The sequence below is a fragment of the Sphingomonas vulcanisoli genome (genome assembly GCF_011761305.1).
Lineage (GTDB): Bacteria > Pseudomonadota > Alphaproteobacteria > Sphingomonadales > Sphingomonadaceae > Sphingomonas_I > Sphingomonas_I vulcanisoli.
Window position 1 is genome coordinate 62258 of the sequence record NZ_JAAOZC010000002.1, and the last position, 20558, is coordinate 82815.

At 64.2% G+C, this 20558-nt stretch carries 25 protein-coding genes and 1 other RNA gene; 12 read left to right on the plus strand and 14 right to left on the minus strand.

What is annotated here, in order from left to right; genetic code table 11:
* The first annotated feature begins 119 nt into the window (after window positions 1-119).
* From FHS31_RS04325 to FHS31_RS04335, 3 genes are all read left to right on the plus strand, one after another.
* Entirely contained in the window at window positions 120-1490 is a 1371-nt protein-coding gene (locus tag FHS31_RS04325) for a DNA recombination protein RmuC (protein WP_167072153.1), read from the plus strand.
* A 78-nt stretch (window positions 1491-1568) separates the two neighbouring features.
* The gene (locus FHS31_RS04330; protein ID WP_167072154.1) at window positions 1569-2501 is read left to right on the plus strand and encodes a DNA-methyltransferase; all 933 of its coding nucleotides are present in this window, start codon (window positions 1569-1571) and stop codon (window positions 2499-2501) included.
* A 71-nt stretch (window positions 2502-2572) separates the two neighbouring features.
* The gene (locus tag FHS31_RS04335; protein ID WP_167072155.1) at window positions 2573-3121 is read left to right on the plus strand and encodes a hypothetical protein; all 549 of its coding nucleotides are present in this window, start codon (window positions 2573-2575) and stop codon (window positions 3119-3121) included.
* Between the two features lie 113 nt (window positions 3122-3234).
* On the opposite strand, the gene groL is transcribed toward FHS31_RS04335, so the two are convergent.
* Together groL and groES are read right to left on the minus strand one after the other, a co-directional pair.
* The gene (gene groL / locus FHS31_RS04340; protein WP_167072156.1) at window positions 3235-4890 is read right to left on the minus strand and encodes a chaperonin GroEL; all 1656 of its coding nucleotides are present in this window, start codon (window positions 4888-4890) and stop codon (window positions 3235-3237) included.
* A 129-nt stretch (window positions 4891-5019) separates the two neighbouring features.
* The gene (gene groES, locus FHS31_RS04345) at window positions 5020-5307 is read right to left on the minus strand and encodes a co-chaperone GroES (protein WP_167072157.1); all 288 of its coding nucleotides are present in this window, start codon (window positions 5305-5307) and stop codon (window positions 5020-5022) included.
* A 232-nt stretch (window positions 5308-5539) separates the two neighbouring features.
* Here groES and FHS31_RS04350 point away from each other — a divergent pair, with 232 nt between their 5' ends.
* The 5 genes from FHS31_RS04350 to trxB all read left to right on the plus strand — a co-directional run bounded on the left by FHS31_RS04350 (window position 5540) and on the right by trxB (window position 8502).
* The gene (locus FHS31_RS04350) at window positions 5540-5959 is read left to right on the plus strand and encodes a low affinity iron permease family protein (protein ID WP_167072561.1); all 420 of its coding nucleotides are present in this window, start codon (window positions 5540-5542) and stop codon (window positions 5957-5959) included.
* 240 nt (window positions 5960-6199) lie between these two features.
* Window positions 6200-6670 (plus strand): hypothetical protein, encoded by a 471-nt coding sequence (locus FHS31_RS04355; RefSeq protein WP_167072158.1) that lies wholly within the window; start codon window positions 6200-6202, stop codon window positions 6668-6670.
* The gene (locus FHS31_RS04360) at window positions 6667-7062 is read left to right on the plus strand and encodes a hypothetical protein (protein ID WP_167072159.1); all 396 of its coding nucleotides are present in this window, start codon (window positions 6667-6669) and stop codon (window positions 7060-7062) included. Before FHS31_RS04355 ends, FHS31_RS04360 begins: the two co-directional genes overlap by 4 nt.
* Entirely contained in the window at window positions 7019-7423 is a 405-nt protein-coding gene (locus FHS31_RS04365) for a hypothetical protein (RefSeq protein ID WP_167072160.1), read from the plus strand. The genes FHS31_RS04360 and FHS31_RS04365 overlap by 44 nt, the downstream gene beginning before the upstream one ends.
* 65 nt (window positions 7424-7488) lie before the next feature.
* Window positions 7489-8502, plus strand: a complete 1014-nt coding sequence (trxB, locus tag FHS31_RS04370) for a thioredoxin-disulfide reductase (protein WP_167072161.1) — start codon at window positions 7489-7491, stop codon at window positions 8500-8502.
* 22 nt (window positions 8503-8524) lie between these two features.
* Here trxB and FHS31_RS04375 read toward each other — a convergent pair whose 3' ends face one another.
* The 5 genes from FHS31_RS04375 to ffs all read right to left on the minus strand — a co-directional run bounded on the left by FHS31_RS04375 (window position 8525) and on the right by ffs (window position 11214).
* The gene (locus FHS31_RS04375; RefSeq protein WP_167072162.1) at window positions 8525-8764 is read right to left on the minus strand and encodes a hypothetical protein; all 240 of its coding nucleotides are present in this window, start codon (window positions 8762-8764) and stop codon (window positions 8525-8527) included.
* Between the two features lie 36 nt (window positions 8765-8800).
* Window positions 8801-9229, minus strand: coding sequence for a DUF6628 family protein (locus FHS31_RS04380; protein ID WP_167072163.1), 429 nt, complete (start codon window positions 9227-9229; stop codon window positions 8801-8803).
* A 53-nt stretch (window positions 9230-9282) separates the two neighbouring features.
* Window positions 9283-10029 (minus strand): tRNA pseudouridine(38-40) synthase TruA, encoded by a 747-nt coding sequence (gene truA, locus FHS31_RS04385; protein ID WP_167072164.1) that lies wholly within the window; start codon window positions 10027-10029, stop codon window positions 9283-9285.
* Complete coding sequence (gene fmt / locus FHS31_RS04390; protein ID WP_167072165.1) at window positions 10026-10982, minus strand: methionyl-tRNA formyltransferase; 957 nt, start codon at window positions 10980-10982, stop codon at window positions 10026-10028. The genes truA and fmt overlap by 4 nt, the downstream gene beginning before the upstream one ends.
* A gap of 134 nt (window positions 10983-11116) precedes the next feature.
* Window positions 11117-11214, minus strand: an RNA gene (gene ffs / locus FHS31_RS04395) — signal recognition particle sRNA small type.
* A 117-nt stretch (window positions 11215-11331) separates the two neighbouring features.
* Between ffs and FHS31_RS04400 the strand changes: the two genes are divergently transcribed.
* The 4 genes from FHS31_RS04400 (at window position 11332) to FHS31_RS04415 (ending at window position 14475) form a co-directional block, all read left to right on the plus strand.
* Window positions 11332-11829, plus strand: coding sequence for a flavin reductase family protein (locus FHS31_RS04400; RefSeq protein ID WP_167072166.1), 498 nt, complete (start codon window positions 11332-11334; stop codon window positions 11827-11829).
* 111 nt (window positions 11830-11940) lie between these two features.
* Window positions 11941-12648 (plus strand): CoA transferase subunit A, encoded by a 708-nt coding sequence (locus tag FHS31_RS04405; protein WP_167072167.1) that lies wholly within the window; start codon window positions 11941-11943, stop codon window positions 12646-12648.
* Entirely contained in the window at window positions 12648-13307 is a 660-nt protein-coding gene (locus FHS31_RS04410; protein WP_167072168.1) for a CoA transferase subunit B, read from the plus strand. Before FHS31_RS04405 ends, FHS31_RS04410 begins: the two co-directional genes overlap by 1 nt.
* Window positions 13300-14475: an acetyl-CoA C-acetyltransferase gene (locus FHS31_RS04415; protein WP_167072169.1), complete on the plus strand. Its 1176-nt coding sequence runs from the start codon at window positions 13300-13302 to the stop codon at window positions 14473-14475. Before FHS31_RS04410 ends, FHS31_RS04415 begins: the two co-directional genes overlap by 8 nt.
* A 265-nt stretch (window positions 14476-14740) precedes the next feature.
* Here the strand turns inward: FHS31_RS04415 and FHS31_RS04420 are convergent, their stop codons facing one another.
* The 7 genes from FHS31_RS04420 to FHS31_RS04450 are packed head-to-tail and all read right to left on the minus strand — an operon-like array spanning window position 14741 to window position 20552.
* Window positions 14741-16180, minus strand: a complete 1440-nt coding sequence (locus tag FHS31_RS04420) for an NAD-dependent succinate-semialdehyde dehydrogenase (RefSeq protein WP_341786282.1) — start codon at window positions 16178-16180, stop codon at window positions 14741-14743.
* Window positions 16177-16563 carry a DoxX family protein gene (locus tag FHS31_RS04425; RefSeq protein WP_167072171.1) on the minus strand — a complete coding sequence of 129 codons (387 nt, stop codon included), beginning with the start codon at window positions 16561-16563 and terminating at the stop codon, window positions 16177-16179. The genes FHS31_RS04420 and FHS31_RS04425 overlap by 4 nt, the downstream gene beginning before the upstream one ends.
* A gap of 11 nt (window positions 16564-16574) precedes the next feature.
* Window positions 16575-17201 carry an RraA family protein gene (locus tag FHS31_RS04430; protein WP_167072172.1) on the minus strand — a complete coding sequence of 209 codons (627 nt, stop codon included), beginning with the start codon at window positions 17199-17201 and terminating at the stop codon, window positions 16575-16577.
* Window positions 17198-17854, minus strand: a complete 657-nt coding sequence (locus tag FHS31_RS04435) for an RraA family protein (RefSeq protein WP_167072173.1) — start codon at window positions 17852-17854, stop codon at window positions 17198-17200. The genes FHS31_RS04430 and FHS31_RS04435 overlap by 4 nt, the downstream gene beginning before the upstream one ends.
* Window positions 17851-18516 carry an RraA family protein gene (locus tag FHS31_RS04440; RefSeq protein ID WP_167072174.1) on the minus strand — a complete coding sequence of 222 codons (666 nt, stop codon included), beginning with the start codon at window positions 18514-18516 and terminating at the stop codon, window positions 17851-17853. The genes FHS31_RS04435 and FHS31_RS04440 overlap by 4 nt, the downstream gene beginning before the upstream one ends.
* Window position 18517: 1 nt before the next feature.
* The gene (locus tag FHS31_RS04445; protein ID WP_167072175.1) at window positions 18518-19531 is read right to left on the minus strand and encodes a DODA-type extradiol aromatic ring-opening family dioxygenase; all 1014 of its coding nucleotides are present in this window, start codon (window positions 19529-19531) and stop codon (window positions 18518-18520) included.
* Between the two features lie 13 nt (window positions 19532-19544).
* Window positions 19545-20552 carry an amidohydrolase family protein gene (locus FHS31_RS04450; protein ID WP_167072176.1) on the minus strand — a complete coding sequence of 336 codons (1008 nt, stop codon included), beginning with the start codon at window positions 20550-20552 and terminating at the stop codon, window positions 19545-19547.
* Window positions 20553-20558: the final 6 nt, after the last annotated feature.

Sequence of the window (20558 nt, forward strand, 5' to 3'; positions counted from 1 at the left end):
TCCTGTTTGGCTTCTCACACCAGACGATCCCACAATCTTCGCGTTCCTGCGAATCGTGCTTGCAATGCGGGAAAGTATTTGCGAATGTTCCACGTTCGTTCTGGTGTTGAAGGATGGGAATGGCGGCTTCGATGCTCTGGGTGATCGCGGGACTCGCGCTGCTGATCGGGCTCGCGCTCGGCTGGCTGGCGGCGGGCGTGCGCGCCGCGGCGGAGCAGGCGCGACTCGCCGAGCGGGTGAGCGCGGGCGACCTCGTGCGGATGCAGCTCGACGAGGTGACGCGCGAGCGCAACGCCGCGACTGCGGCGCTGGCGGCGGAGCGCGCGACGGGCGCGGCTCAGATCGCGGCGTTCGAGCGGCAGCTCGCCAATATCCGCGAGGCCAAGGAGGCGCTTTCGGCGCAGTTCAGCGAGGTCGGCGCGAAATTGCTCGCCGATGCCCAGCGCCAGTTCCTCGAACGCGCCGATCAGCGCTTCACCCAGGCGGGCGAGAATAACGAGGCCAAACTCAAGGCGCTGCTGACCCCGGTCGAGGCGACACTCAAGCAATATGACGCCAAGCTCGGCGAGATCGAGAAAGCGCGGATCGGCAGCTATGCCGAGCTCAAGGAAGCGGTCGGCCAGCTCTCGCTGGGCAATGAGGTGGTGCGCAAGGAGACCGCGCGGCTGACCAACGTGCTGCGCTCCAGCCCCAAGCATCGCGGCCGCTGGGGCGAGGAGCAGTTGCGCACGATCCTGGAAAGCGCGGGCCTTGCCGAAAATGTCGATTTCGAGCTGCAGGCGAGCGTCAGCGCCAATGATGCCGGGGTCGAACGGCAGTTGCGTCCCGATTGCGTGATCAAGCTGCCCGGCAATCGCTGCATCGTCGTCGACGTGAAGTGCCCGCTGGTGGCGTTCGAGCAGGCCTATGACGAGGAGGATGAGACGCTGCGGGCGGGCTTTCTGCTCCAGCACGCCAATGCGATGCGCGCTTATGCCAATGATCTCGGGCGCAAGGCCTATTGGCGCCAGTTCGATCTCTCGCCCGATTTCGTCATCCTGTTCGTCCCCGGCGAACATTTCCTCTCCGCCGCCGCCGAACGCGCCCCCGATCTGATCGAACAGGCCTTCCGCCAGGGCGTCATCATCGCCTCCACGATCAACATGCTCGCGCTCGCCAAGGTGATGGCGGGCATGTGGCGGCAGGAGGGGCTGGCGCAACGCGCCGAGGAGATCGGCAAGCTCGGCAAGGAGCTTTACGCGCGGCTGCAGACGATGGGGCGGCATGTCGAGCGGCTGGGACGGAATCTCACGCAGGCGACGGGGGCGTACAACGATTTCGTCGGCTCGCTGGAAAGCCAGGTGCTGACTTCGGCCAAACGCTTCGAGGCGCTCAAGGTGGATACGGGGGGTAAGACGATCGAGCCGCTGCCGATCGCGGATATCGCGGTGCGGCCTCTGGCGAAGCTGGCGGGCACGGCGAATGAGGATGTGCCGGAGGCGGCGGAGTAATCACTCGCGTTATGCCAACGGGCGTTGCGCATTTGGGAGCCTTTACGTAACTCGTTCTGGCGACAAAAGGGGATAGCAATGGCTAGGTTGGATGATGCTACATCCGAAGGCTTGGCGGAGCTTCGAACTCAAAACGAGCTCCTCCGCAAGCTTCCTTGGCCTGAGCCGTTCAATACCACGACCCACTGCCTTCATCAGGGAGATGCGAGGAAGCTTGATTGGATTCCTGACGCATCGGTGCACCTGGTCGTCACCTCCCCGCCATATTGGACTTTAAAGGAGTACGAGAACCACGTTTATCAGATGGGCGCTATCGAGAACTATGAGAGTTTCCTCAATGAGCTAGATAAAGTGTGGGTGGAGTGCGAGCGCGTTCTGGTCCCGGGCGGTCGGATTTGCTGCATTGTCGGTGATGTCTGTATCCCCAGAAAAAAGGCTGGACGTCACTATGTCATGCCTCTCCACGCGGACATTCAGGTTCGTGCTCGGAAAATCGGGCTCGATTGCCTCACGCCAATCTTATGGCACAAGATCGCGAACGGTATGACGGAAGCAAAAGGTAACGGTACGGGCTTTTACGGCAAGCCTTACCAGCCCGGTGCCGTAGTCAAGAATGATATCGAGTATATTCTTTTCATGCGAAAGGGCGGTAAATACCGCAAGCCTTCTCCAGAACAGAAATCACTTTCGATGCTCACCAAAGAGGAGATGCAACAGTGGTGGCGTTCAATCTGGATTGACGTGCCCGGCGAATCCACGCGACGCGGTCATCCTGCGCCGTATCCCGCAGTTCTGGCGGAACGTCTGATACGCATGTTCTCTTTCGCCGGCGACACTATTCTCGACCCATTTAATGGAACCGGAAGTACGAGCATTGCCGCGATTCGGGCAGGTCGGAACTCCATCGGCAATGAGATCGAGCCATCCTATATGCGACTGGCGCAACGGCGCGTTTGCGAAGAAGCTGCCCAGCCTCGGGCGGCGGGCGCTACCTTAGCCGTCCTTTCGTAATGCCGATTATGCTTTCCGAAGCAGTGGACGATCTTCTAGCGCGCCCAAAGACGGACTCCGGCCGTTTGAATATGCTGGCGAGTTACTGCATCCAAGAGTTTGCAGCACGAGGGCTTCAAGGTGTTCGCGGCGGACAGGCCGATGAGGTAGGGATCCGTGGTTTCGGCCGCCAAAAAGACTGGGACTTGGCTTACGTTCTCGCAGACAAGCCCCGGCTGCTTGTTTCATTGAAGTCGATCCTGAAAAACCTTTCCGGGACGGTGCCAAACCGGCTCGACGACCTGATGGGCGAGGCTGCGAACGTGCAGCAGCTTCAGCCGGAGGTTGTAATCGGCTACGTCGTGATCGTTGATCAGGCAGAAGACAGGATCCGACGAGACGGGTATACTTGGAGCGAAGTTTTCGAGTCAAATCTTCGGAAAATTGCGATCCGTAAGGCACCACTCTGGAATCAAGGCCTAATTGAGGGCATCTGGCTCATTCGTATCGACAGTCGCCGGGAATCCGGAGATCGTGTCGTGAATGTCGAAGACTTGGATGCGCGAGGCACCAACTTCTTCACGTCACTTCTCGACGAATTATACTTGCGGGAACCGGCGCTTCGGCCCGATTCGGCCTGATATAGCGACAATAGCTAACCGCCCTATGCGGTTGCCGAGGCGTTTCCAGACAGACAAAAAGGCCGGGGGATTTCTCCCCCGGCCCTTCTTTGACTGGTAGTGTTGGGCGTGGATCAGAAATCCATCCCACCCATGCCGCCCATTCCACCCATGCCGCCGGGCATGCCACCGGCGCCGGCCTTGTCGTCAGCCGGAGCATCGGACACCGCAGCTTCGGTGGTGATAAGCAGGCCGGCGACCGAGGCTGCGTTCTGCAGCGCGGTGCGGACGACCTTGGTGGGGTCGATCACACCGGCCTGGACCAGGTTCTCATAGGTGTCGGTCTGCGCGTTGAAGCCCAGCGTCGGATCGTTGCTCTCGAGCAGCTTGCCCGAAACCACCGCGCCATCATGGCCGGCATTCTGCGCGATCTGACGGACCAGCGCGGTCAGCGACTTGCGGATGATGTCGATACCGCGGGTCTGATCGTCGTTGGCGCCGGTCAGGCCGTCGAGCGACTTGGTGGCGTACAGCAAAGCCGTACCGCCGCCGGGGACGATGCCCTCTTCGACCGCCGCGCGGGTCGCGTGGAGAGCGTCGTCGACGCGATCCTTGCGCTCCTTGACCTCGACCTCGGACGAACCGCCGACCTTGATCACGGCAACGCCGCCGGCGAGCTTGGCAAGACGCTCCTGGAGCTTCTCCTTGTCATAGTCGCTGGTGGTGTTCTCGATCTGCTTGCGGATCGCCTCGACGCGGTTCTTGATCGAATCGGCTTCACCGGCGCCATCGACGATGGTGGTGTTGTCCTTGTCGATCGAAACGCGCTTGGCGGTGCCGAGCATGCCGAGCGTGACGCTCTCGAGCTTGATGCCGAGATCCTCGCTGATGACTTCGCCCTTGGTCAGGATCGCGATGTCTTCCAGCATCGCCTTGCGGCGATCGCCGAAGCCCGGCGCCTTGACGGCGGCGACCTTGAGGCCACCGCGCAGCTTGTTGACGACGAGCGTTGCGAGCGCCTCACCCTCGATATCCTCGGCGATGATCAGCAGCGGACGGCCCGACTGCACGACCGCTTCGAGGATCGGCAGGATCGCCTGCAGGTTCGACAGCTTCTTCTCGTGGATCAGGATGTAGGGATCCTGAAGCTCGACGGTCATCTTGTCGGGGTTGGTGATGAAGTAAGGCGACAGATAGCCGCGATCGAACTGCATGCCTTCGACGACATCGAGTTCGAAATCGAGGCCCTTGGCTTCCTCGACGGTGATCACGCCTTCCTTGCCGACGCGCTCCATCGCCTCGGCGATCTTCTCGCCGACGACGGTATCGCCATTGGCCGAAATGATGCCGACCTGCGCGACTTCGGCCGAACCCGAGACGGGCTTCGAGCGCGACTTCACGTCCTCGACGACCTTGGTGACGGCAAGATCGATGCCGCGCTTCAGATCCATCGGGTTCATGCCGGCCGCAACCGACTTCATGCCCTCGCGAACGATCGCCTGGGCGAGAACGGTGGCGGTGGTGGTGCCGTCACCGGCGTTGTCGTTGGTCTTCGAGGCGACTTCGCGCAGCATCTGCGCGCCCATATTCTCGAACTTGTCCTTGAGCTCGATCTCCTTGGCGACGGTGACGCCGTCTTTGGTGATGCGCGGTGCGCCGAAGCTCTTGTCGATGACGACATTGCGGCCCTTGGGACCGAGCGTGACCTTCACCGCATCGGCGAGGATATCGACGCCGCGCAGAATGCGCTCACGGGCGTCACGGGAGAATTTTACGTCCTTGGCTGCCATTTTCGTTAGCCTTTCAAATTATTAAACCGTTCGGGCCGAGCTTGTCGAAGCCCTGCCCTGTTCTTCACCCGCGTCCAGAAAGACGGCCCTTCGACAAGCTCAGGGCGAACGGGTGTAGGGAGGCGTAGGTTAGCCGACGATCCCCAGGATATCGCTTTCCTTCATGATCAGCAGATCCTGGCCATCGAGCTTGACCTCGGTGCCGGACCACTTGCCGAACAGGATGCGGTCGCCGGCCTTGACGTCCAGCGGAGTGATCTTGCCGTCTTCGCTCTTGGCGCCGCCGCCGACGGCGACGATCTCACCCTCCTGCGGCTTTTCCTTGGCGGTATCGGGAATGATGATGCCCCCGGCTGTCTTCTCTTCAGCCTCGATGCGCTTCACCAGCACGCGATCGTGCAGCGGTCGAAAACCCATATGTAAACCTTTCCTAGCAGCATCGCGCCCAAGGCCGGGAGGACCGGCCAACAGCGCGACGATAAAGCCTGTTGGCACTCCCTTTTGTCGAGTGCCAGTGTGCATATGTGAACGGCGGGGGAAGGTGTCAAGCAGGCCGCGCGGCAGAAAGGTGGGCTTTCGCGGGGATTCGTTGCGCGCCGCCCGTTCTCGCCTAAAGATGGCAGCCCCTGGGGGAAGGGAGCTGTTTATGCTGGATCGCTTTTTTACCGCCATTTCCACGGGGATAGCCGCCTGGGTAGGGCAGCCTTCCGCCTTCGTGATCGCCACCGCGACGATCATCATCTGGGGCCTTACCGGCCCCGTGTTTCATTATTCGGACACGTGGCAACTCGTCGTGAACACCGCGACGACGATCATCACCTTCCTGATGGTCTTCCTGATCCAGAACAGCCAAAATCGTGACGCCGCAGCAATGCAGGCCAAGCTGGACGAATTGATCCGCGCGGTGGACGATGCCCGCGGCCAGTTCATCGGCATCGAACACAAGACCGATCACGAGATCCAGCGGATCCGCGCCGATCTCGAGAAGGAATGCCAGGATGCGCAGGAGATCGAGGCCGGCAAGCCTCACAGTGATCAATATCTCGATCGCCTGATGCAGCGGCGCTGATTCCTCACTGTGCAGGGATGCGCGGCGGATGCGTGTTCCACTTTGACGTCCTGGCGACTTAATTGCGCTGATGTTCCCGATCGTACAGTATCGGATCGGATAATTGCTCCGTTTCGGCCAGATCGGCGCTGTAGATTCCCTAGTATCGCCTTAGACGGGCCCTCAATCATTCAAGTCTAATCCCTTTGTTGTCATAGCGCAGTCAGTAATCGGTTGCGTAACTTGAACGAGGGGCGACTGATGAAGTCTTTAAATAAATTTGCGGGATTGCTGCTGCCCGCGCTGATACTTTCCTGCCCGGCATCCGCCGATGCAGGCACCGTCAATTTTGCCGGCACCGTGGTGAATACCTGCGTGATCAATCTCACCACGCCGGGCGCGCTCGGCATGGCCACCACCGGCACACAGCTGTCTTCCGATAATACGGGTGGCCTCGCCGCCAGCGTTACTGTCGTCGCCACGGGCACCGCGCCGACGCTGCAGTTCGGCGCGCCGCAGTTGACCGGCCCCGCCGGCTCGATCGCGGGCGCCACCAAGATGATCGGCTATACCTCCAATGGCGGTGCCAATCAGCCGCTTACCAGCGGCACCAGCATCTATGCGATGACCCGACTGCTCGATACGCTGACCGTGAAGGCTGAGGCCGATAATAGCAGCGGCTTTGCAACCGGCGTTTATGGCATCGCCGCCACCGTGACCTGCCAGCAGTGAGCCGCAAGCCGCTGCTGATGGCAATGCTGTCGATCGCGATCGCCGTTCCGGCGGTCGCGGTCGGGCTCGGCCCACTCAAACTCGATGGATTGATCGACGGACCGCGCGAAGGGTTCGCGCTGGATCTCTACAATCCCTATCCGGAGGCCGAGACGTTCATGGTCTATCCCGTCGGGCTCGATGACGAGGTGGCGCAGGATCGCGTCACCGTGCTGCCCGCCGAAGTAGAGCTCGGCTCGGCCCGCAGCCGCCGCGTCCTCGTCATCGCCGACAATCTCGCGGTCGGCGAGACTTACCATTTCCGCGTCTGCGCCCAGCGCAAGACGCCGCCCGAAGGGATCACGCTCAATGCGCGCGTTTGTTCGAAAATTAGCGCTCATCGCGTCGGCTAGCGCGCTCGCCGCGCCCGTGCTCGCCGGGACCAGCGGCGTTTATCTGCCGCAGGCGCCTTCGGGCCCGGGCGGCGAGGATTCGATCGAGACCGCCAGCGGCACACGCTGCCGCCAGAGCATCAACTCGAACGGCGCCTATGTGGACGTCGGCGTGACGGGCACGGCCGCGCAGACGCGCGATCGGAGCAGCCAGTCCGCGCTGCTCTACGCCGAGCAGGCCCCGCGCGAGGCGACAGCTTATGCGCGCATCACCATCCCGATCGGTCACCGGCCCGAGCGGATCGATTGCAATCAGGTCTATCAGCTCGAAGTCACGCGGCTGAAGCGCGAGATCGAATTGCTCAAGCTCGGCGTCAAATAAGCGCGGCTTGCAGACAGGGTGATCGGCTAACTATCTGTTGGCCACCTCAGCCCAAGGAATCACCCATGTCCGCCGTCCATTCCACCCGTATGCTCATCCTCGGCTCGGGGCCGGCAGGCCTGTCCGCCGCCATCTACGGCGCGCGCGCGGGGCTGGCGCCGATCGTGGTGCAGGGGCTGCAGCCGGGCGGCCAGCTGACGATCACCACCGATGTCGAGAATTATCCCGGCTTCCGCAGCGTCATCCAGGGCCCGTGGCTGATGGAGGAGATGCAGGCGCAGGCCGAGCATGTCGGCGCGCAGATGGTGTGGGACGTGATCACCGCGGTCGATCTTTCGGAGCGACCCTTCCGGCTGACCGGCGACAGCGGGGCGCTTTACGTCTGCGATACGTTGGTGATCGCCACCGGCGCGCAGGCGAAGTGGCTGGGCGCGCCGGGTGAATCCGAGCTTGGCGGCAAGGGCGTTTCGGCCTGCGCGACCTGCGACGGTTTCTTCTATCGCGGCAAGAAAGTGGCGGTGATCGGCGGCGGCAACACTGCGGTCGAAGAGGCATTGTATCTGACCAATCATAGTCAGGATGTGACCCTGGTCCACCGTCGCGATTCGCTGCGCGCCGAAAAGATCTTGCAGGAGCGGCTGTTCAAGCATCCCAATATCAAGGTGCTATGGAACAAGGAGGTCGCGCAGTTCGTGGCGGGCGAACAGGCGCATGAGGGGCTGGTTGCGCTATCCCTTCGCGATACGGTGACGGGCGAGATGAGCCGGCTGGACGTGCAGGGCGGCTTCGTCGCGATCGGCCACAGCCCGGCCACCGAAGTGTTCAAGGGCACCGGCATCACGCTGGATCACGAAGGCTATATTCACGCCAGGCCCGGCACCAGCCTGACCAACATCCCCGGCGTGTTCGCCTGCGGCGACGTGATGGACAAGGTCTACCGCCAGGCGATCACCGCCGCTGGCACAGGCTGCATGGCCGCCCTCGACGCCGAACGTTTCCTGCAGGCCGCAGACTTCCCCGTGCCCGAGGATGCCGAGGCCGGACATCCCGTCGATCCGATGGTGGAGCACGCCGAGTAACGTCTACCCTCCCGGGGGAGGATCAAGGCTGAGCGAGGCTTGATAGCTCGCGCATCGAAATACCGTACATTTCGCAGATATGATCGCGCAGGCGGCGCTTGGCCTGCGCCATCTCGGCATAGGCGGCCTCTTCCGCTTCCTCGGCATCGAGATTGATTGCGAGGTGCGGGGGCACCAAAGCTTCCCAGGTGTCGCCATGCGCCCGCGCCGCCTTGCGGACCTCCGCCACCAGCGCGTGGCCGTCAATTTGCCCGATCTCCATGGCCTTTCCAACGCGGCAGCCGCGTTCGCGTTGCGCTCAGCACGCTTCGGTCAACGGCATGCCACAATCGGCGAAGCTCGCCGCTACTGTCCGGGCAGTTTCGGTGACCGACGGGCAAGAGACGGTGCCCAGCAAGTGCGCCAGAAGCACGTCGGCCTCGCTCGGATCGTTTATGGCTAAGCCGAACGCCGTGAGGATGGCGTTCTCCGCCGCGGTGATGCGCGGGCAGCAGCAGGGCGCCACCGCGATGGTCCTTGCCGAGATGCGCGCCATTTCGGTCATGAAGGTGCGCATCAGCAGCAGCGGACGGCGGAAATCGACGCCGAACGCGCTGATGAAAGCCTGCGCGGCGAAGGCATCGCCGATCCCGCCGGCCGCCATCCGCCGCACCGCGAACAGCGCCAGCCGCGGATAGGGACAATCGGGCGCGTCGGCGACCAGACGGGCAGAAGGCGGAATAAGCATGCACGACTCCTCTTAACCACATCATCATGCCATATCGCTATTGATAATCAATCTCAAATATCGGGGTACAGCGCCTCGACGAAGAAGAGACCATCGGGCGGCGCGTTAAAGCCGAGCGCGGCGCGGTTGCGGGCTTCAAGCGCGGCGGCGAGATCGGCGGCGCGCCATTGTCCTTGGCCGACCAGCGCGAGGCAGCCGACCATGGAGCGCACCTGATGGTGGAGGAAGCTGCGCGCCGCCGCCTCGATCAGCACCATATCACCCTCGCGGCGGACATCGAGGCGATCGAGCGTCTTGATCGGGCTTGCGGATTGGCAATGCGCGGAGCGGAAGGTGGTGAAATCGTGGAGGCCGACCAGCGCCTGCGCGGCCGCCTGCATGGCATCGGCATCGATCGGGCGGGCGATCTGCCAGGCGCGGCCCGCCTCCAGCGCCAGCGGCGCGCGGCGGTTGGCGATCCGGTAGAGATAGCGGCGACCGAGACAGGAGAAGCGCGCGTGCCAATCGCCGGCCACCTCCTCACAGGCGAGGATCGCCACGGGCTGCGGACGCAGGCGGGCGTTGAGCGCCGCCATCAGACGAAAGGGCGCGATCGGTTTCTCGATATCGATGTGCGCGGTCATGGCGAGCGCGTGGACCCCGGCATCGGTGCGCCCGGCGGCATGGACGGCGGCGGCTTCCCCGGTGATCGCCTTTGCCGCGTCCTCGATCGCCTGTTGCACCGAAGGGCCATGCGCCTGCCGCTGCCAGCCCATGAACGGGCGGCCATCATATTCCACCGTCAGGCGGAAGCGCGTCATGCCAGTCGGGTGCCGGCGGGGATCGTGAAGCCGCGCAGCAACTCGCCGGTCGCCATGGCGCTCTTGCCCGCACGCTGAACGCGCGTCGGGCGGATCGCGCCGGTGCCGCAGGATATGGCGAGCTGGTCGTCCAGCACCACGCCGTACTCCGGCGCAGGCCGGAGTGCGGGAGGTTCGCGCATGGCCTCGGATAGCCCGGGCTCCGGCCTGCGCCGGAGCACGTCGGCACTTAGGACGCGGATGCGCTCTCCCCCAACCTCGAACCACGCGCCGGGCGCGGGGGTGAAGGCGCGGATCTGGCGTTCGACCTGCTCGGCGGACTGGCTGAAATCGAGGCGAGCTTCGGCCTTGTCGACCTTGGCGGCGTGGGTCGCGCCTTCGGGCTGGATGACGGGGGTGAAGGCGGGGAGATCGGCCAAGACCTCGATCATCATCGCCGCGCCCATCGCGGCGAGCTCGGCGGTCAGGTCGCCCGCAGTCTTGGCGCCGATCGGCGTCGCGCGCTTGAGCAGCATCGGGCCGGTATCAAGGCCTTTCTCCATCTGCATGATCGTCAGGCCGGTTTCTTCATCCCCGGCGAGGATCGCGCGTTGCACGGGGGCCGCGCCTCGCCAGCGCGGGAGCAAGGAGCCGTGGACGTTGAGGCAGCCGTGGCGTGGCGCGTCGAGCACCGGCTGGGGCAGGATCAGCCCGTAAGCGGCGACCGCCGCCACATCCAGATCGAGCGCCGCGAACGCCGCCTGCGCCTCGGCATCGCGGAGTGTTCCGGGCGACCGCACCGCGATCCCCAGCGCCTCCGCCCGCAACTGCACAGGTGATTTTTGCGGCGCCTTGCCGCGCCCGGCAGGCCGCGGCGGCTGGGTATAGACCGCCGCGACATCGTGGCCGGCGGCGACAAGCGCCTCCAGCGTGGGCACGGCGAAATCGGGGGTTCCCATGAAGGCGATGCGCATGGACGCGACCTAACCGCGAAGTATGGCCGACTCAAATCGCCGCTCGTGCTGAGCCTGTCGAAGCACCGTCTTTCTGTCCGCGATGAGAAGGACAGCCCTTCGACAAGCTCAGGGCAAACGGATTTTACGATGTTTGGGGTGGGAGCCGGAACGACCCGATACGAAATCGTTGCGGCTGCTTCCTTCCGGATCTGACCGGGTTGGCGACGGCACCGTCCGCCCGACTCCCGCGCCGCATATGGGGACATGCGCCGCGGCTGGCAAGCCGTCGCTGGCTCGCGCAAGGCGTTGACAGGCTGGGCAGGCGCATCGATGGGGGGGCGACGCGCGCGATCACGGCGGAGATGCAATGCCCACGGAACCCCTCGACAGCCGCGAATTCCGCCGAATTCTCGGCCACTACCCAACCGGCGTCTGCGCGATCACCGCCATGCACGGCGGCGCGCCCAAGGGGCTGATCGTCGGCTCCTTCACCTCGGTGTCGCTCGATCCGCCGCTTGTCGCCTTCCTGCCCGATCGCCGATCGAAGAGCTGGCCGGAGATCGAGGCGGCCGGCCATTTCTGCGTCAACGTGCTCTCCGATCAGCAGCAGGATATCTGCGGGGCGCTGGCGTCGAAGGCCGAGGACAAGTTCGCGGCGCTGCCGTACCGGCTCTCGAGTGCCGGCCATCCGATCTTCGAAGGCGCGGTCGCCTGGATCGAATGCCGGCTGTACGCCGTCCACGAAGCCGGGGATCATTATATCGCGATCGGCGAGGTGATCGATCTCGATGTCGGCGCGCCGCACCCGCCCTTGCTGTTCCTGCAGGGCAAATACGGCAGTTTCCTGCCCGCCGCCGAACTCTGAGCGTTCAGCCCGATCGGGCGTACGGAATCCATCGGGACCGACAGGATGCGGCAGCGGCGACGAAGAACAGCCGACTGGATGTGACGTTTTGGAGATGCTAGTCGGCGCGCCATGAAGAAGATTTATCCCAATGCATCCGCCGCGCTCGCGGACGTGCTTTTCGATGGCATGCTGATCGCCGCGGGCGGTTTCGGCCTGTCCGGCGTCCCCGAACGGCTGCTGGAGGCGATCCACGATTCGGGCAAGACCGGCCTGACCTTCGCATCGAACAATGCCGGCATCGATAATGAAGGCATCGGCAAATTGCTGCGCACGCGGCAGGTGAAGAAGATGATTTCCTCCTACGTGGGCGAGAATAAGGAATTTGAACGCCAATATCTCGCGGGTGAGCTCGAGGTCGAATTCTGCCCGCAGGGCACGCTGGCCGAACGGCTGCGCGCGGGCGGCGCGGGCATTCCCGGCTTCTACACCAAGACCGGCGTCGGCACGCAGGTGGCCGAGGGCAAAGAGGTCAAGCGGTTCAACGGCGAGGATTATATCCTCGAGCATGGCATCTTCGCCGATCTGGCGATCATCAAGGGCTGGAAGGCGGACGAGAGCGGCAACCTGATCTTCCGCAAGACCGCGCGCAATTTCAACCATCCCGCCGCCACCGCGGGCAAGATCTGCGTCGCCGAGGTGGAGGAGATCGTACCGGTCGGCAGCCTCGATCCGGATGCCATCCATCTCCCCGGCATCTATGTGAATCGCCTGATCGTGGGCGCACCTTATGACAAGAAGATCGAACAGCGGACCGTCCGCCAGCGGGAGACAGCGTAATGGCCTGGACGCGAGACGAAATGGCGGCGCGCGCCGCGCGCGAGCTGCAGGACGGCTTCTACGTGAACCTCGGCATCGGCATCCCGACTCTGGTTGCGAACCATGTTCCGGCGGGCGTCGAGGTGACGCTGCAGAGCGAGAACGGCATGCTCGGCATCGGCCCCTTCCCGTATGAAGGCGAAGAGGATGCCGATCTGATCAATGCGGGCAAGCAGACGGTTTCGGAGCTGCCGAATACCTCCTTCTTCTCATCCGCGGACAGCTTCGCGATGATCCGCGGTGGGCATATCGATCTCGCCGTGCTCGGGGCAATGGAAGTCGCCGAGAATGGCGACATCGCCAACTGGATGATCCCCGGCAAAATGATCAAGGGCATGGGCGGGGCGATGGACCTCGTCGCCGGCGTCAAGAAGATCATCGTCGTGATGGAACACACCAGCAAGAACGGCGACGCCAAGTTCATCCCAGCCTGCACGCTGCCGCTGACCGGCAAGAATGTCGTCGATATGATCGTCACCGATCTCTGCGTGTTCCGCCGCCCGGATCACCATAGCCCGTTCGATCTCATCGAGCTGGCGCCGGGTGTGACGGTCGAGGAGATCAAGGCCAAGACGACGGCGGCCTACCGCATCAAGATCGGCGAGACCGCCCATGCCTGACGTCGTCATTACCGCCGCCAAGCGCACGCCGGTCGGCAGCTTTCTCGGCGCGTTCGGCACCGTTCCCGCGCATGAGCTCGGCCGCGTCGCGATCGAAGCGGCGTTGGCGCAGGCTGGGGTTGACGGCGCGGACGTTTCCGAGGTGATCCTCGGCCAGGTGCTGACCGCGGCGCAGGGCCAGAATCCCGCACGTCAGGCGGCGATGGCGGCCGGCATTCCCAAGGAAGTGCCCGCCTGGGGCGTCAACCAGCTCTGCGGTTCGGGGCTGCGCGCCGTCGCGCTCGGTGTGCAGGCGATCGCCAATGGCGATGCCGCGATCGTGGTGGCGGGCGGGCAGGAGAGCATGTCGGTCGCGCCGCATGCGCAGCTGCTACGCGGCGGGCAGAAGATGGGCAACGTCAGCCTGGTCGATACGATGATCCTAGATGGCCTGACCGACGCCTTCAACGCCTATCATATGGGGATCACCGCCGAGAATCTCGCGGAGAAATATCAGGTCACGCGCGCAGCGCAGGACGCCTTCGCGGTCGGATCGCAGAACAAGGCCGAGGCTGCGCGGGCCGCGGGGCGATTCAAGGATGAAATCGCGCCGGTGACCGTCAAGGGCCGCAAGGGCGATGTGATCGTCGCGGACGACGAATATATCCGCGTTGGCGCGACGATCGACGCGATGGAAAAGCTCAAGCCTGCGTTCAAGAAGGACGGCAGCGTCACCGCCGCCAACGCCTCCGGCATCAACGATGGCGCCGCCGCGCTGGTGCTGATGTCGGCCGAGGAAGCGGCGAAGCGCGGATCTACGGTGTTGGCTCGCGTGAAGAGCTGGGCATCGGTGGGTGTCGATCCTGCCTTCATGGGGATCGGGCCGGTGCCCGCCGTCAGGAAGGCGCTGGAAAAGGCCGGATGGACAGTGGACAATCTCGATCTGATCGAGGCCAACGAGGCCTTTGCCAGCCAGGCGCTCTCAGTGTGTCAGGAGCTTGGGCTGCCGTCCGACAAGGTCAACGTCAACGGCGGCGCGATCGCGATCGGTCATCCGATCGGCGCATCGGGCGCGCGCGTGCTGACCACCTTGCTCTACGAGATGGCGAGGCGGGACGCGAAGAAGGGTTTGGCGACCCTGTGCATCGGCGGCGGCATGGGCATCGCGATGTGCTTGGAACGCGACTGACCGCGCTCAGCCACAGGCTCACTGCGGACCCTAGGCCAACCGCAGTCAGATTGCCTGCTCATCGATCCTCCACTGCAAGGGGAGAGGGACCAGCCGCAGGCTGGTGGAGGGGTGTCTCGCTCTCGATAGGGCGATACCCCTCCGTCATCGCTACCGCGATGCGTGCGGACGAGATCGTGTCTCCCGGACACGATCTTGGCTTGCTGGGGGCAAGCCAAAGTCCGCGCGCTCCCCTTCCAGGGGAGGATCAGTCGAAAGTCGAACGCTAACCCTGCGCGATATATTTGTGGTGGAGGTAAGCCTCGAGCCCCTCGCTGCCGCCTTCCGATCCGTGGCCGCTTTCCTTGACGCCGCCGAACGGCGTTTCCGGCCCTGTCAGGCCCAGGAAATTGATGCCGACCATCCCCGCCTCGATCGCATCGCCGATGTCGGCAACGGTGCGCGCGGACTGAGTCCAGGCATAAGCGGCGAGTCCGTAGGGTAGCCGATTGGCCTCCGCGACGACCTGATCGAAGCTCTCAAAGCGCTGGGTGACAGCAACCGGGCCGAACGGCTCTTCGTTCATGATCCGCGCGTCATTCGGCACGTCGGCCAGCACGGTCGGTTGCCAGAAGTTGCCGGGACCGCCGTTGGAAGCGCCGCCGGCTGCGAGCCGCGCGCCATGCGCTTGCGCATCAGCGATGAATTCGCCCATCGCGGTGACGCGGCGCGGGTTGGCGAGCGGCCCCATCGTCGTCTCTCGATCGAGACCGTTCCCAACCTTCAGCCTGCCCGCTGCCTTGACGAACTGCTCGACGAAGGCGTCGTGGATGCTGTCGTGGAGGTAGAAGCGCGTCGGCGCGATGCAGATCTGCCCGGCGTTGCGATATTTGCCTCCCGCCATCATCGCCGCCGCACGATCGATGTCGGCGTCGGCAAAGACGATCACCGGCGCGTGGCCGCCCAACTCCATCGTCGTCGGCTTCATCCCCTGCGCGGCGAGCACGCCGAGCTGTTTGCCGACCGCGGTCGATCCCGTGAAGGTGATCTTGCGGATCACCGGTGAGGCGATGAGGTAACTGGAAATATCGGCGGGCACGCCGAACACGACGTTGAGCACGCCCTTGGGCAAGCCGGCATCGTCGAGCGCGCGCGCCAGCGCCAGCGCGCTGCCGGGGGTTTCCTCCGCGGGCTTGATGATCACCGAGCAACCCGCGGCCAGCGCCGCAGCGAGCTTGCGCGATGGAATCGTCGTTGGAAAATTCCACGGCGAGAAAGCCGCGACGGGGCCGATCGGCTCCTTGGTGACGAGGTGGCGCACACCCGGATGCTTCGATGGCACGATCCGGCCATAGGCGCGCCGCGCCTCTTCGGCATACCAATCGAAGATATCGGCGCAGGCGAAGGCCTCAGCGGTCGATTCGGCGATCGGCTTGCCCTGTTCGGTCGTCGAGATCGCGCCAATCAGGGGCGCGCGCTCCCGCACCAGCTGTGCGGCGGCGCGCAGGATCTTGGCACGGTCATAGGCCGATACCGCGCGCCAGATCTTGAACCCGATATCCGCCGCCGCCAGCGCCTCGTCGAGATCAGCGCGCGTCGCGACCGGCAGATCGGCGATCGTCTCGCCGGTTGCCGGATTAACGACGGGGATCATTCCGCCATCGCTCGCCGCACGCCATATGCCGGCAATGAACAGCGACGGCGCGGGATAGGCGATGACGCTCACGAGCGAACGCTCATCGCGCCGCGATAGGCATAAGCGATCCAGCCCAGCAGGAGGGCGAAGAGGATCGCGTGGATCGGATCCTGGTGGATAACAACAAGTTGGGCGACCAGCGCGCCAATGCTGATGCAGACCAGCAGTGTTGCGCCGGGCGTTACCGTACGTGGACGGATCAGCAGCACAGCACCGATGATTTCGAGCGCGCCCGTCAGATAGCGAAACCACTGGCCGATGCCGTATGCCGCGAACAAGCCGAACTCCTGAACCATCATCTCGGCGCCAAGCAACTTGCTGGTGCCAGCGGCGAGGAAGATCAGACCGAACAGCACGCGCAGCGCGATCAGCACGAAACGCTGCCAGCCGGAAGGCGGATTGCTTTGGTTCATCCTCTTCGCCCTTAGCCCGCGCCGAAGCCGTAAATATCGATCGTCCGCTCGCCGGCCTTGATCCGCGCGATCTTGTCACTTTCGTCCTGCTCGCGCCGCGCACCGCCGGCGAGCGCATCGGCGACCTTGGCCTCGGGCAGCGCGACCACGCCGTCGCGATCACCGACGATCAGATCGCCCTGCCGCACGACGACCTCACCGATGCGGATCGGCTGGCGGACCCAGGCGGTCGCCTCGAACCCCTTGATCGTGCCGTTGATGCACAGACCATTGGAGAAGACCGGAAACGGCATCGTCGCCAGCCCGGCCGAATCGCGCACGCCGCCATCGATCACCAACCCGCCGAGCCGCTGCGCGATCGCCGCGGTGTTGAGGATGTCGCCCCAATAGCCCCATTCGATGCCGCCGCTGGTCGAGACCACCAGCACATCACCGGGTGCCGCAGCATAGAGCGCGCGGTGGATCCAGAGATTGTCGCCCGCCGGAATGTGGACCGTAAAAGCCGGCCCGGCGATGCGCATATCGGGCGCGACCGGCTTGATCGCGGACGGCAGCGCGCCGATCCGCCCCGCCGCCTCATGCAGCGTCGCCGCGCCGAGGCGGGTGGCCTCGGCGAGCTGTTCCGCAGAGTAGCTCATTGGCCCTCGCGGCGCTGGAGCAGGTGATATTGCTGCTGCTTGCGCGCTTCATCGAGGCGAAGGCCGCCGGCGATGGCATCGCGGATACGCATCTCGGCGGCGTCGATCGTCTCGGCGGCATCGAGCACCTCGTCCTCGCGGTTCGCAGGAATGACCACCACCCCGTCCGAATCGCCGCGGACGATGTCTCCGGGCGCGACGCGCACGTCGCCGATCGTCACGATCACCTGGGTCGCATCAAGCTGGACGCGATCCTTGCCGGTGCGCATCGAATAGCTGCGGCTGTACATCGGATAGCCGAGATCGAGCGCGAGATGCGTGTCGCGGCAGGCGCCATCGATCACCGTGCCGCCGAGGCCCCGCTTGTTGGCGGTGAAGGTCAGGATATCGCCCCACACCGTCGCATCGGGGCGCCCGCCATTGTCGATCACCACGACATGGCCCTCGGGCACATCGTCGATGAAATCGCCGACCGTGCCGACCGGATGGCCGACCGGCGCATAGGCCAGCGTGAAGGCGCGGCCCGCCAGCCGGAAGCGATGATCGAGCGGCTTGATGCCGAGGCACTGGCCGGCGATGCCGAGCTTGTCGAGCGCATCGCTAAGGGTCGCGGTCTCCAGCTTACTCGCCCGCTCCACATTGGTGTCGGTCACTCGGTCGTCTCCAATAGGTGTTCATAATCTCCGCCCATCACGGTCGAGACCGGGTGGCCGGCGAGCACCGCCTTGGTCATTCCGGCCTCGCGCGAGGCGATACGCTCGGCCGCGGCGAGCACCTCCTCGATCCGGGCGGCGGGGACGAACGCCGCGCCGCTGCCGTCGGCGACCACCCAATCGCCGGTCGCAACCGTCAGATCGCCGACACTGATCGGTTCGCCGGTGGCGGTCTCGTAGATGCGTCCCCGCGCGGTCCGCGCGGTCGCGCCACGCGCATAGACCGGAAAGCCGATATCAGCGGCCTCATCGACGTCGCGCGCCAGCCCCTCGACGATCACGCCGCTCACCCCGCGCCCGCGCGCGGCGTTGGAAAGAATGCCGCCCCAGCCCGCGCATTCGACCCCGGTCCGCTGTTCGACGACGATCACCTGGCCGGGCTCGGCCCTATCGATCGCGGTGGTGCAAAGGTGGCGCGGCGTGGTGCCCTCCGGCGGCTTGCCCGCGGCGAGCTTGACGGTGATGATCGATCCGGAAATCCGCCGCCGGGCAGCCCGCGAGCCGAGCCCGGTCACGGACGGCGGCAGTCCAAGTTGGTCGAGCGCATCGGAGATCGCGCAGGCGTCGAGCCGCGCAAGGCGGGTGGCAATATCGTCGGTCATCTCAATTCCAGTAAACGAAGCCGTTGGCGGTGCCGGTGCCCGCTTCGGAGCGGTAGCAGGGCTGATACTCTACGACATCGCCGGTGAGATCGGTCTCGAACAACGCTCCGGCGGCGGCGATCCAGTTCTTGAGCTCGCTGGTGCCGGATTGCAGCCAATCCTCGCCGATCGAACACAATGTCTCGGCATCGCGGGCCGCGAGAGCCGCGAAGATCTTCTGATCGAACGATTCGTCGATCACGAAATGCGACATCCCGCCCGAACCGAACACCGCGACACGCGCATCGGATTGCCACGCCTTGATCGCCCGCCCCACGGTCCGCCCCATCTCAAAGCAGCGCCGTGCGGTCGGCTGGTTGGGTGGGAAGAAGGTGTTGGTGATGAACGGTACGTGCGGCACCACCTGATCGCGCATGATCTGACGGTAGACGAAACCGAAGGCATGGCCGATCCCGCTATGCCAGTGATTCTCGAGACGCGGCAGCTTGTTCGCGCGCGTGATATCGAACTGGTTCGCGACGAGATCGCCGATCAGGTAATTGGCGAGTTCGGGATGCGCCGGATATTCGGTGTAGGTCGCTGGCTTGTGCCCCCATTCCGCCGCGTGGATGCCGGGCGGATGTTTGGCGGCCTGCTCTTCGGACGATGGCTCGTTCCACACCGTTTCGCCGTTGAAGACCGTGAAGGCAGGCATCAGCGAATCGTTGAACAATTCCTGCTGATCGTTGCCGAAGATCACCGCAACGTCAGGTTTGACCTCGGCGAACACGTCGGCCATCCGATCGATCGCGGTGCGGCAGGCGTCGTGGCGGCGGGTACGCTCCGCGATGCCGCTCTTCTCGACAAGCCCCTCGCCGCGGCGCATCTCGACCAACGTCTCGAAATCATATCGGCCCGTCTTGTACCAATGCGCCTTGTTGGCATGATCGGACGGCAGCCGGAGCAACCATTCCTCGGGCGTGGTCGAAAGGGTGGGACCGTGCGTGGTCCACATGCCCAGAACGATCTCGGCCATCGCTTACGCTCCTTCAGACATCGAGCTTGAAAAGACGCCGCGCATTATCTTCAAAGATCATCTTCTTTTCGGCATCGGATAGCCAGTCGAACCCGGCGATCACGGGCGCGATGTCGTCCATCGTATGCTCGGTGCCGGGCGTGCGCGGATCATATTGCGAGCCGACGCCCGGACATTCCGACCCGAACAGGCAATGCTCGGCGCCGACCGTCTCGATCAGCAGGCGCAGCGCACCTTCGGTATAGAGCACCGTATCGAAATAGAGCTTCGAGAAGCCCTTCAGGAAATCGCCGCCCGAATAGACATTGCCCGCGATGAAGCGGCCGAGCTGGTAGGGAACCGCCCCGCCGCCGTGGCTGACGACGATCTTGAGATCCGGGAAATCGGTGAACACATTCGAGGTGGCGAGGCCGTAGACCGCGGTGGTCTCCTCGTTGATGAAGTGGAGCGAATAGGGCTCGCGATCCTGGCGCGATCCGGTGGCATGGATGTGCGCGGGCACGTCAAGTTCGCAGAGCTTCTCGTAAAGCGGATACCAGTAGCGTTCGCCGAGACCGGGCGGGTGCGTGCCGGTATTCTCATAGGGATCGGGGTTGAGCATGCAGCCCTTGAATCCCGCCTTGATGCACTGTTCGAGCTCCGGCAGCGTATTCTCGATCGGCTCGCCGGCCACCTGCGGCAGGCCGCACACGCCGAAGAAGGTGTCGGGGAACAATTCCATCTGGCGATGGATGATCTTGTTGCACTCCTCGGCGAACCAATGGACCACGCGCGCCGGCTCGAAGCTCGACATCATCTGGAACGGGCGCGGCGAAATCAGCTGATAATCGGTCTTGTGCTTGTGCAGCATGTCGAGATGTCCGCACGGCGCCATTTCCTTGCGGTTCACCGCGGCACGGATTTCGTCATCGCTGACGCGCACCCCGCCCCGCCCGTGGCTACCGCGGTGCGAGAGGATCTGCGCCTTGTATGACCAAAGCTGGGTGGGCGCGGTGACGTGCCCGTGGCAATCGATGATCATCCGGTA

Excerpts from the sequence above, each read along its gene's own strand:
- FHS31_RS04330 (WP_167072154.1), top strand. The coding sequence starts at position 1,569 with ATGGCTAGGTTGGATGATGCTACATCCGAAGGCTTGGCGGAGCTTCGA.
- FHS31_RS04440 (WP_167072174.1), bottom strand. The coding sequence starts at position 18,516 with ATGACCGACGATATTGCCACCCGCCTTGCGCGGCTCGACGCCTGCGCG.
- FHS31_RS04355 (WP_167072158.1), top strand. The coding sequence starts at position 6,200 with ATGAAGTCTTTAAATAAATTTGCGGGATTGCTGCTGCCCGCGCTGATA.
- FHS31_RS04365 (WP_167072160.1), top strand. The coding sequence starts at position 7,019 with ATGCGCGCGTTTGTTCGAAAATTAGCGCTCATCGCGTCGGCTAGCGCG.
- FHS31_RS04450 (WP_167072176.1), bottom strand. The coding sequence starts at position 20,552 with ATGATCATCGATTGCCACGGGCACGTCACCGCGCCCACCCAGCTTTGG.
- trxB (WP_167072161.1), top strand. The coding sequence starts at position 7,489 with ATGTCCGCCGTCCATTCCACCCGTATGCTCATCCTCGGCTCGGGGCCG.
- FHS31_RS04430 (WP_167072172.1), bottom strand. The coding sequence starts at position 17,201 with ATGAGCTACTCTGCGGAACAGCTCGCCGAGGCCACCCGCCTCGGCGCG.
- FHS31_RS04375 (WP_167072162.1), bottom strand. The coding sequence starts at position 8,764 with ATGGAGATCGGGCAAATTGACGGCCACGCGCTGGTGGCGGAGGTCCGC.
- FHS31_RS04415 (WP_167072169.1), top strand. The coding sequence starts at position 13,300 with ATGCCTGACGTCGTCATTACCGCCGCCAAGCGCACGCCGGTCGGCAGC.
- FHS31_RS04445 (WP_167072175.1), bottom strand. The coding sequence starts at position 19,531 with ATGGCCGAGATCGTTCTGGGCATGTGGACCACGCACGGTCCCACCCTT.
- truA (WP_167072164.1), bottom strand. The coding sequence starts at position 10,029 with ATGACGCGCTTCCGCCTGACGGTGGAATATGATGGCCGCCCGTTCATG.
- FHS31_RS04410 (WP_167072168.1), top strand. The coding sequence starts at position 12,648 with ATGGCCTGGACGCGAGACGAAATGGCGGCGCGCGCCGCGCGCGAGCTG.
- FHS31_RS04400 (WP_167072166.1), top strand. The coding sequence starts at position 11,332 with ATGCCCACGGAACCCCTCGACAGCCGCGAATTCCGCCGAATTCTCGGC.
- FHS31_RS04380 (WP_167072163.1), bottom strand. The coding sequence starts at position 9,229 with ATGCTTATTCCGCCTTCTGCCCGTCTGGTCGCCGACGCGCCCGATTGT.
- groL (WP_167072156.1), bottom strand. The coding sequence starts at position 4,890 with ATGGCAGCCAAGGACGTAAAATTCTCCCGTGACGCCCGTGAGCGCATT.
- fmt (WP_167072165.1), bottom strand. The coding sequence starts at position 10,982 with ATGCGCATCGCCTTCATGGGAACCCCCGATTTCGCCGTGCCCACGCTG.
- FHS31_RS04325 (WP_167072153.1), top strand. The coding sequence starts at position 120 with ATGGCGGCTTCGATGCTCTGGGTGATCGCGGGACTCGCGCTGCTGATC.
- groES (WP_167072157.1), bottom strand. The coding sequence starts at position 5,307 with ATGGGTTTTCGACCGCTGCACGATCGCGTGCTGGTGAAGCGCATCGAG.
- FHS31_RS04335 (WP_167072155.1), top strand. The coding sequence starts at position 2,573 with ATGCTGGCGAGTTACTGCATCCAAGAGTTTGCAGCACGAGGGCTTCAA.
- FHS31_RS04405 (WP_167072167.1), top strand. The coding sequence starts at position 11,941 with ATGAAGAAGATTTATCCCAATGCATCCGCCGCGCTCGCGGACGTGCTT.
- FHS31_RS04425 (WP_167072171.1), bottom strand. The coding sequence starts at position 16,563 with ATGAACCAAAGCAATCCGCCTTCCGGCTGGCAGCGTTTCGTGCTGATC.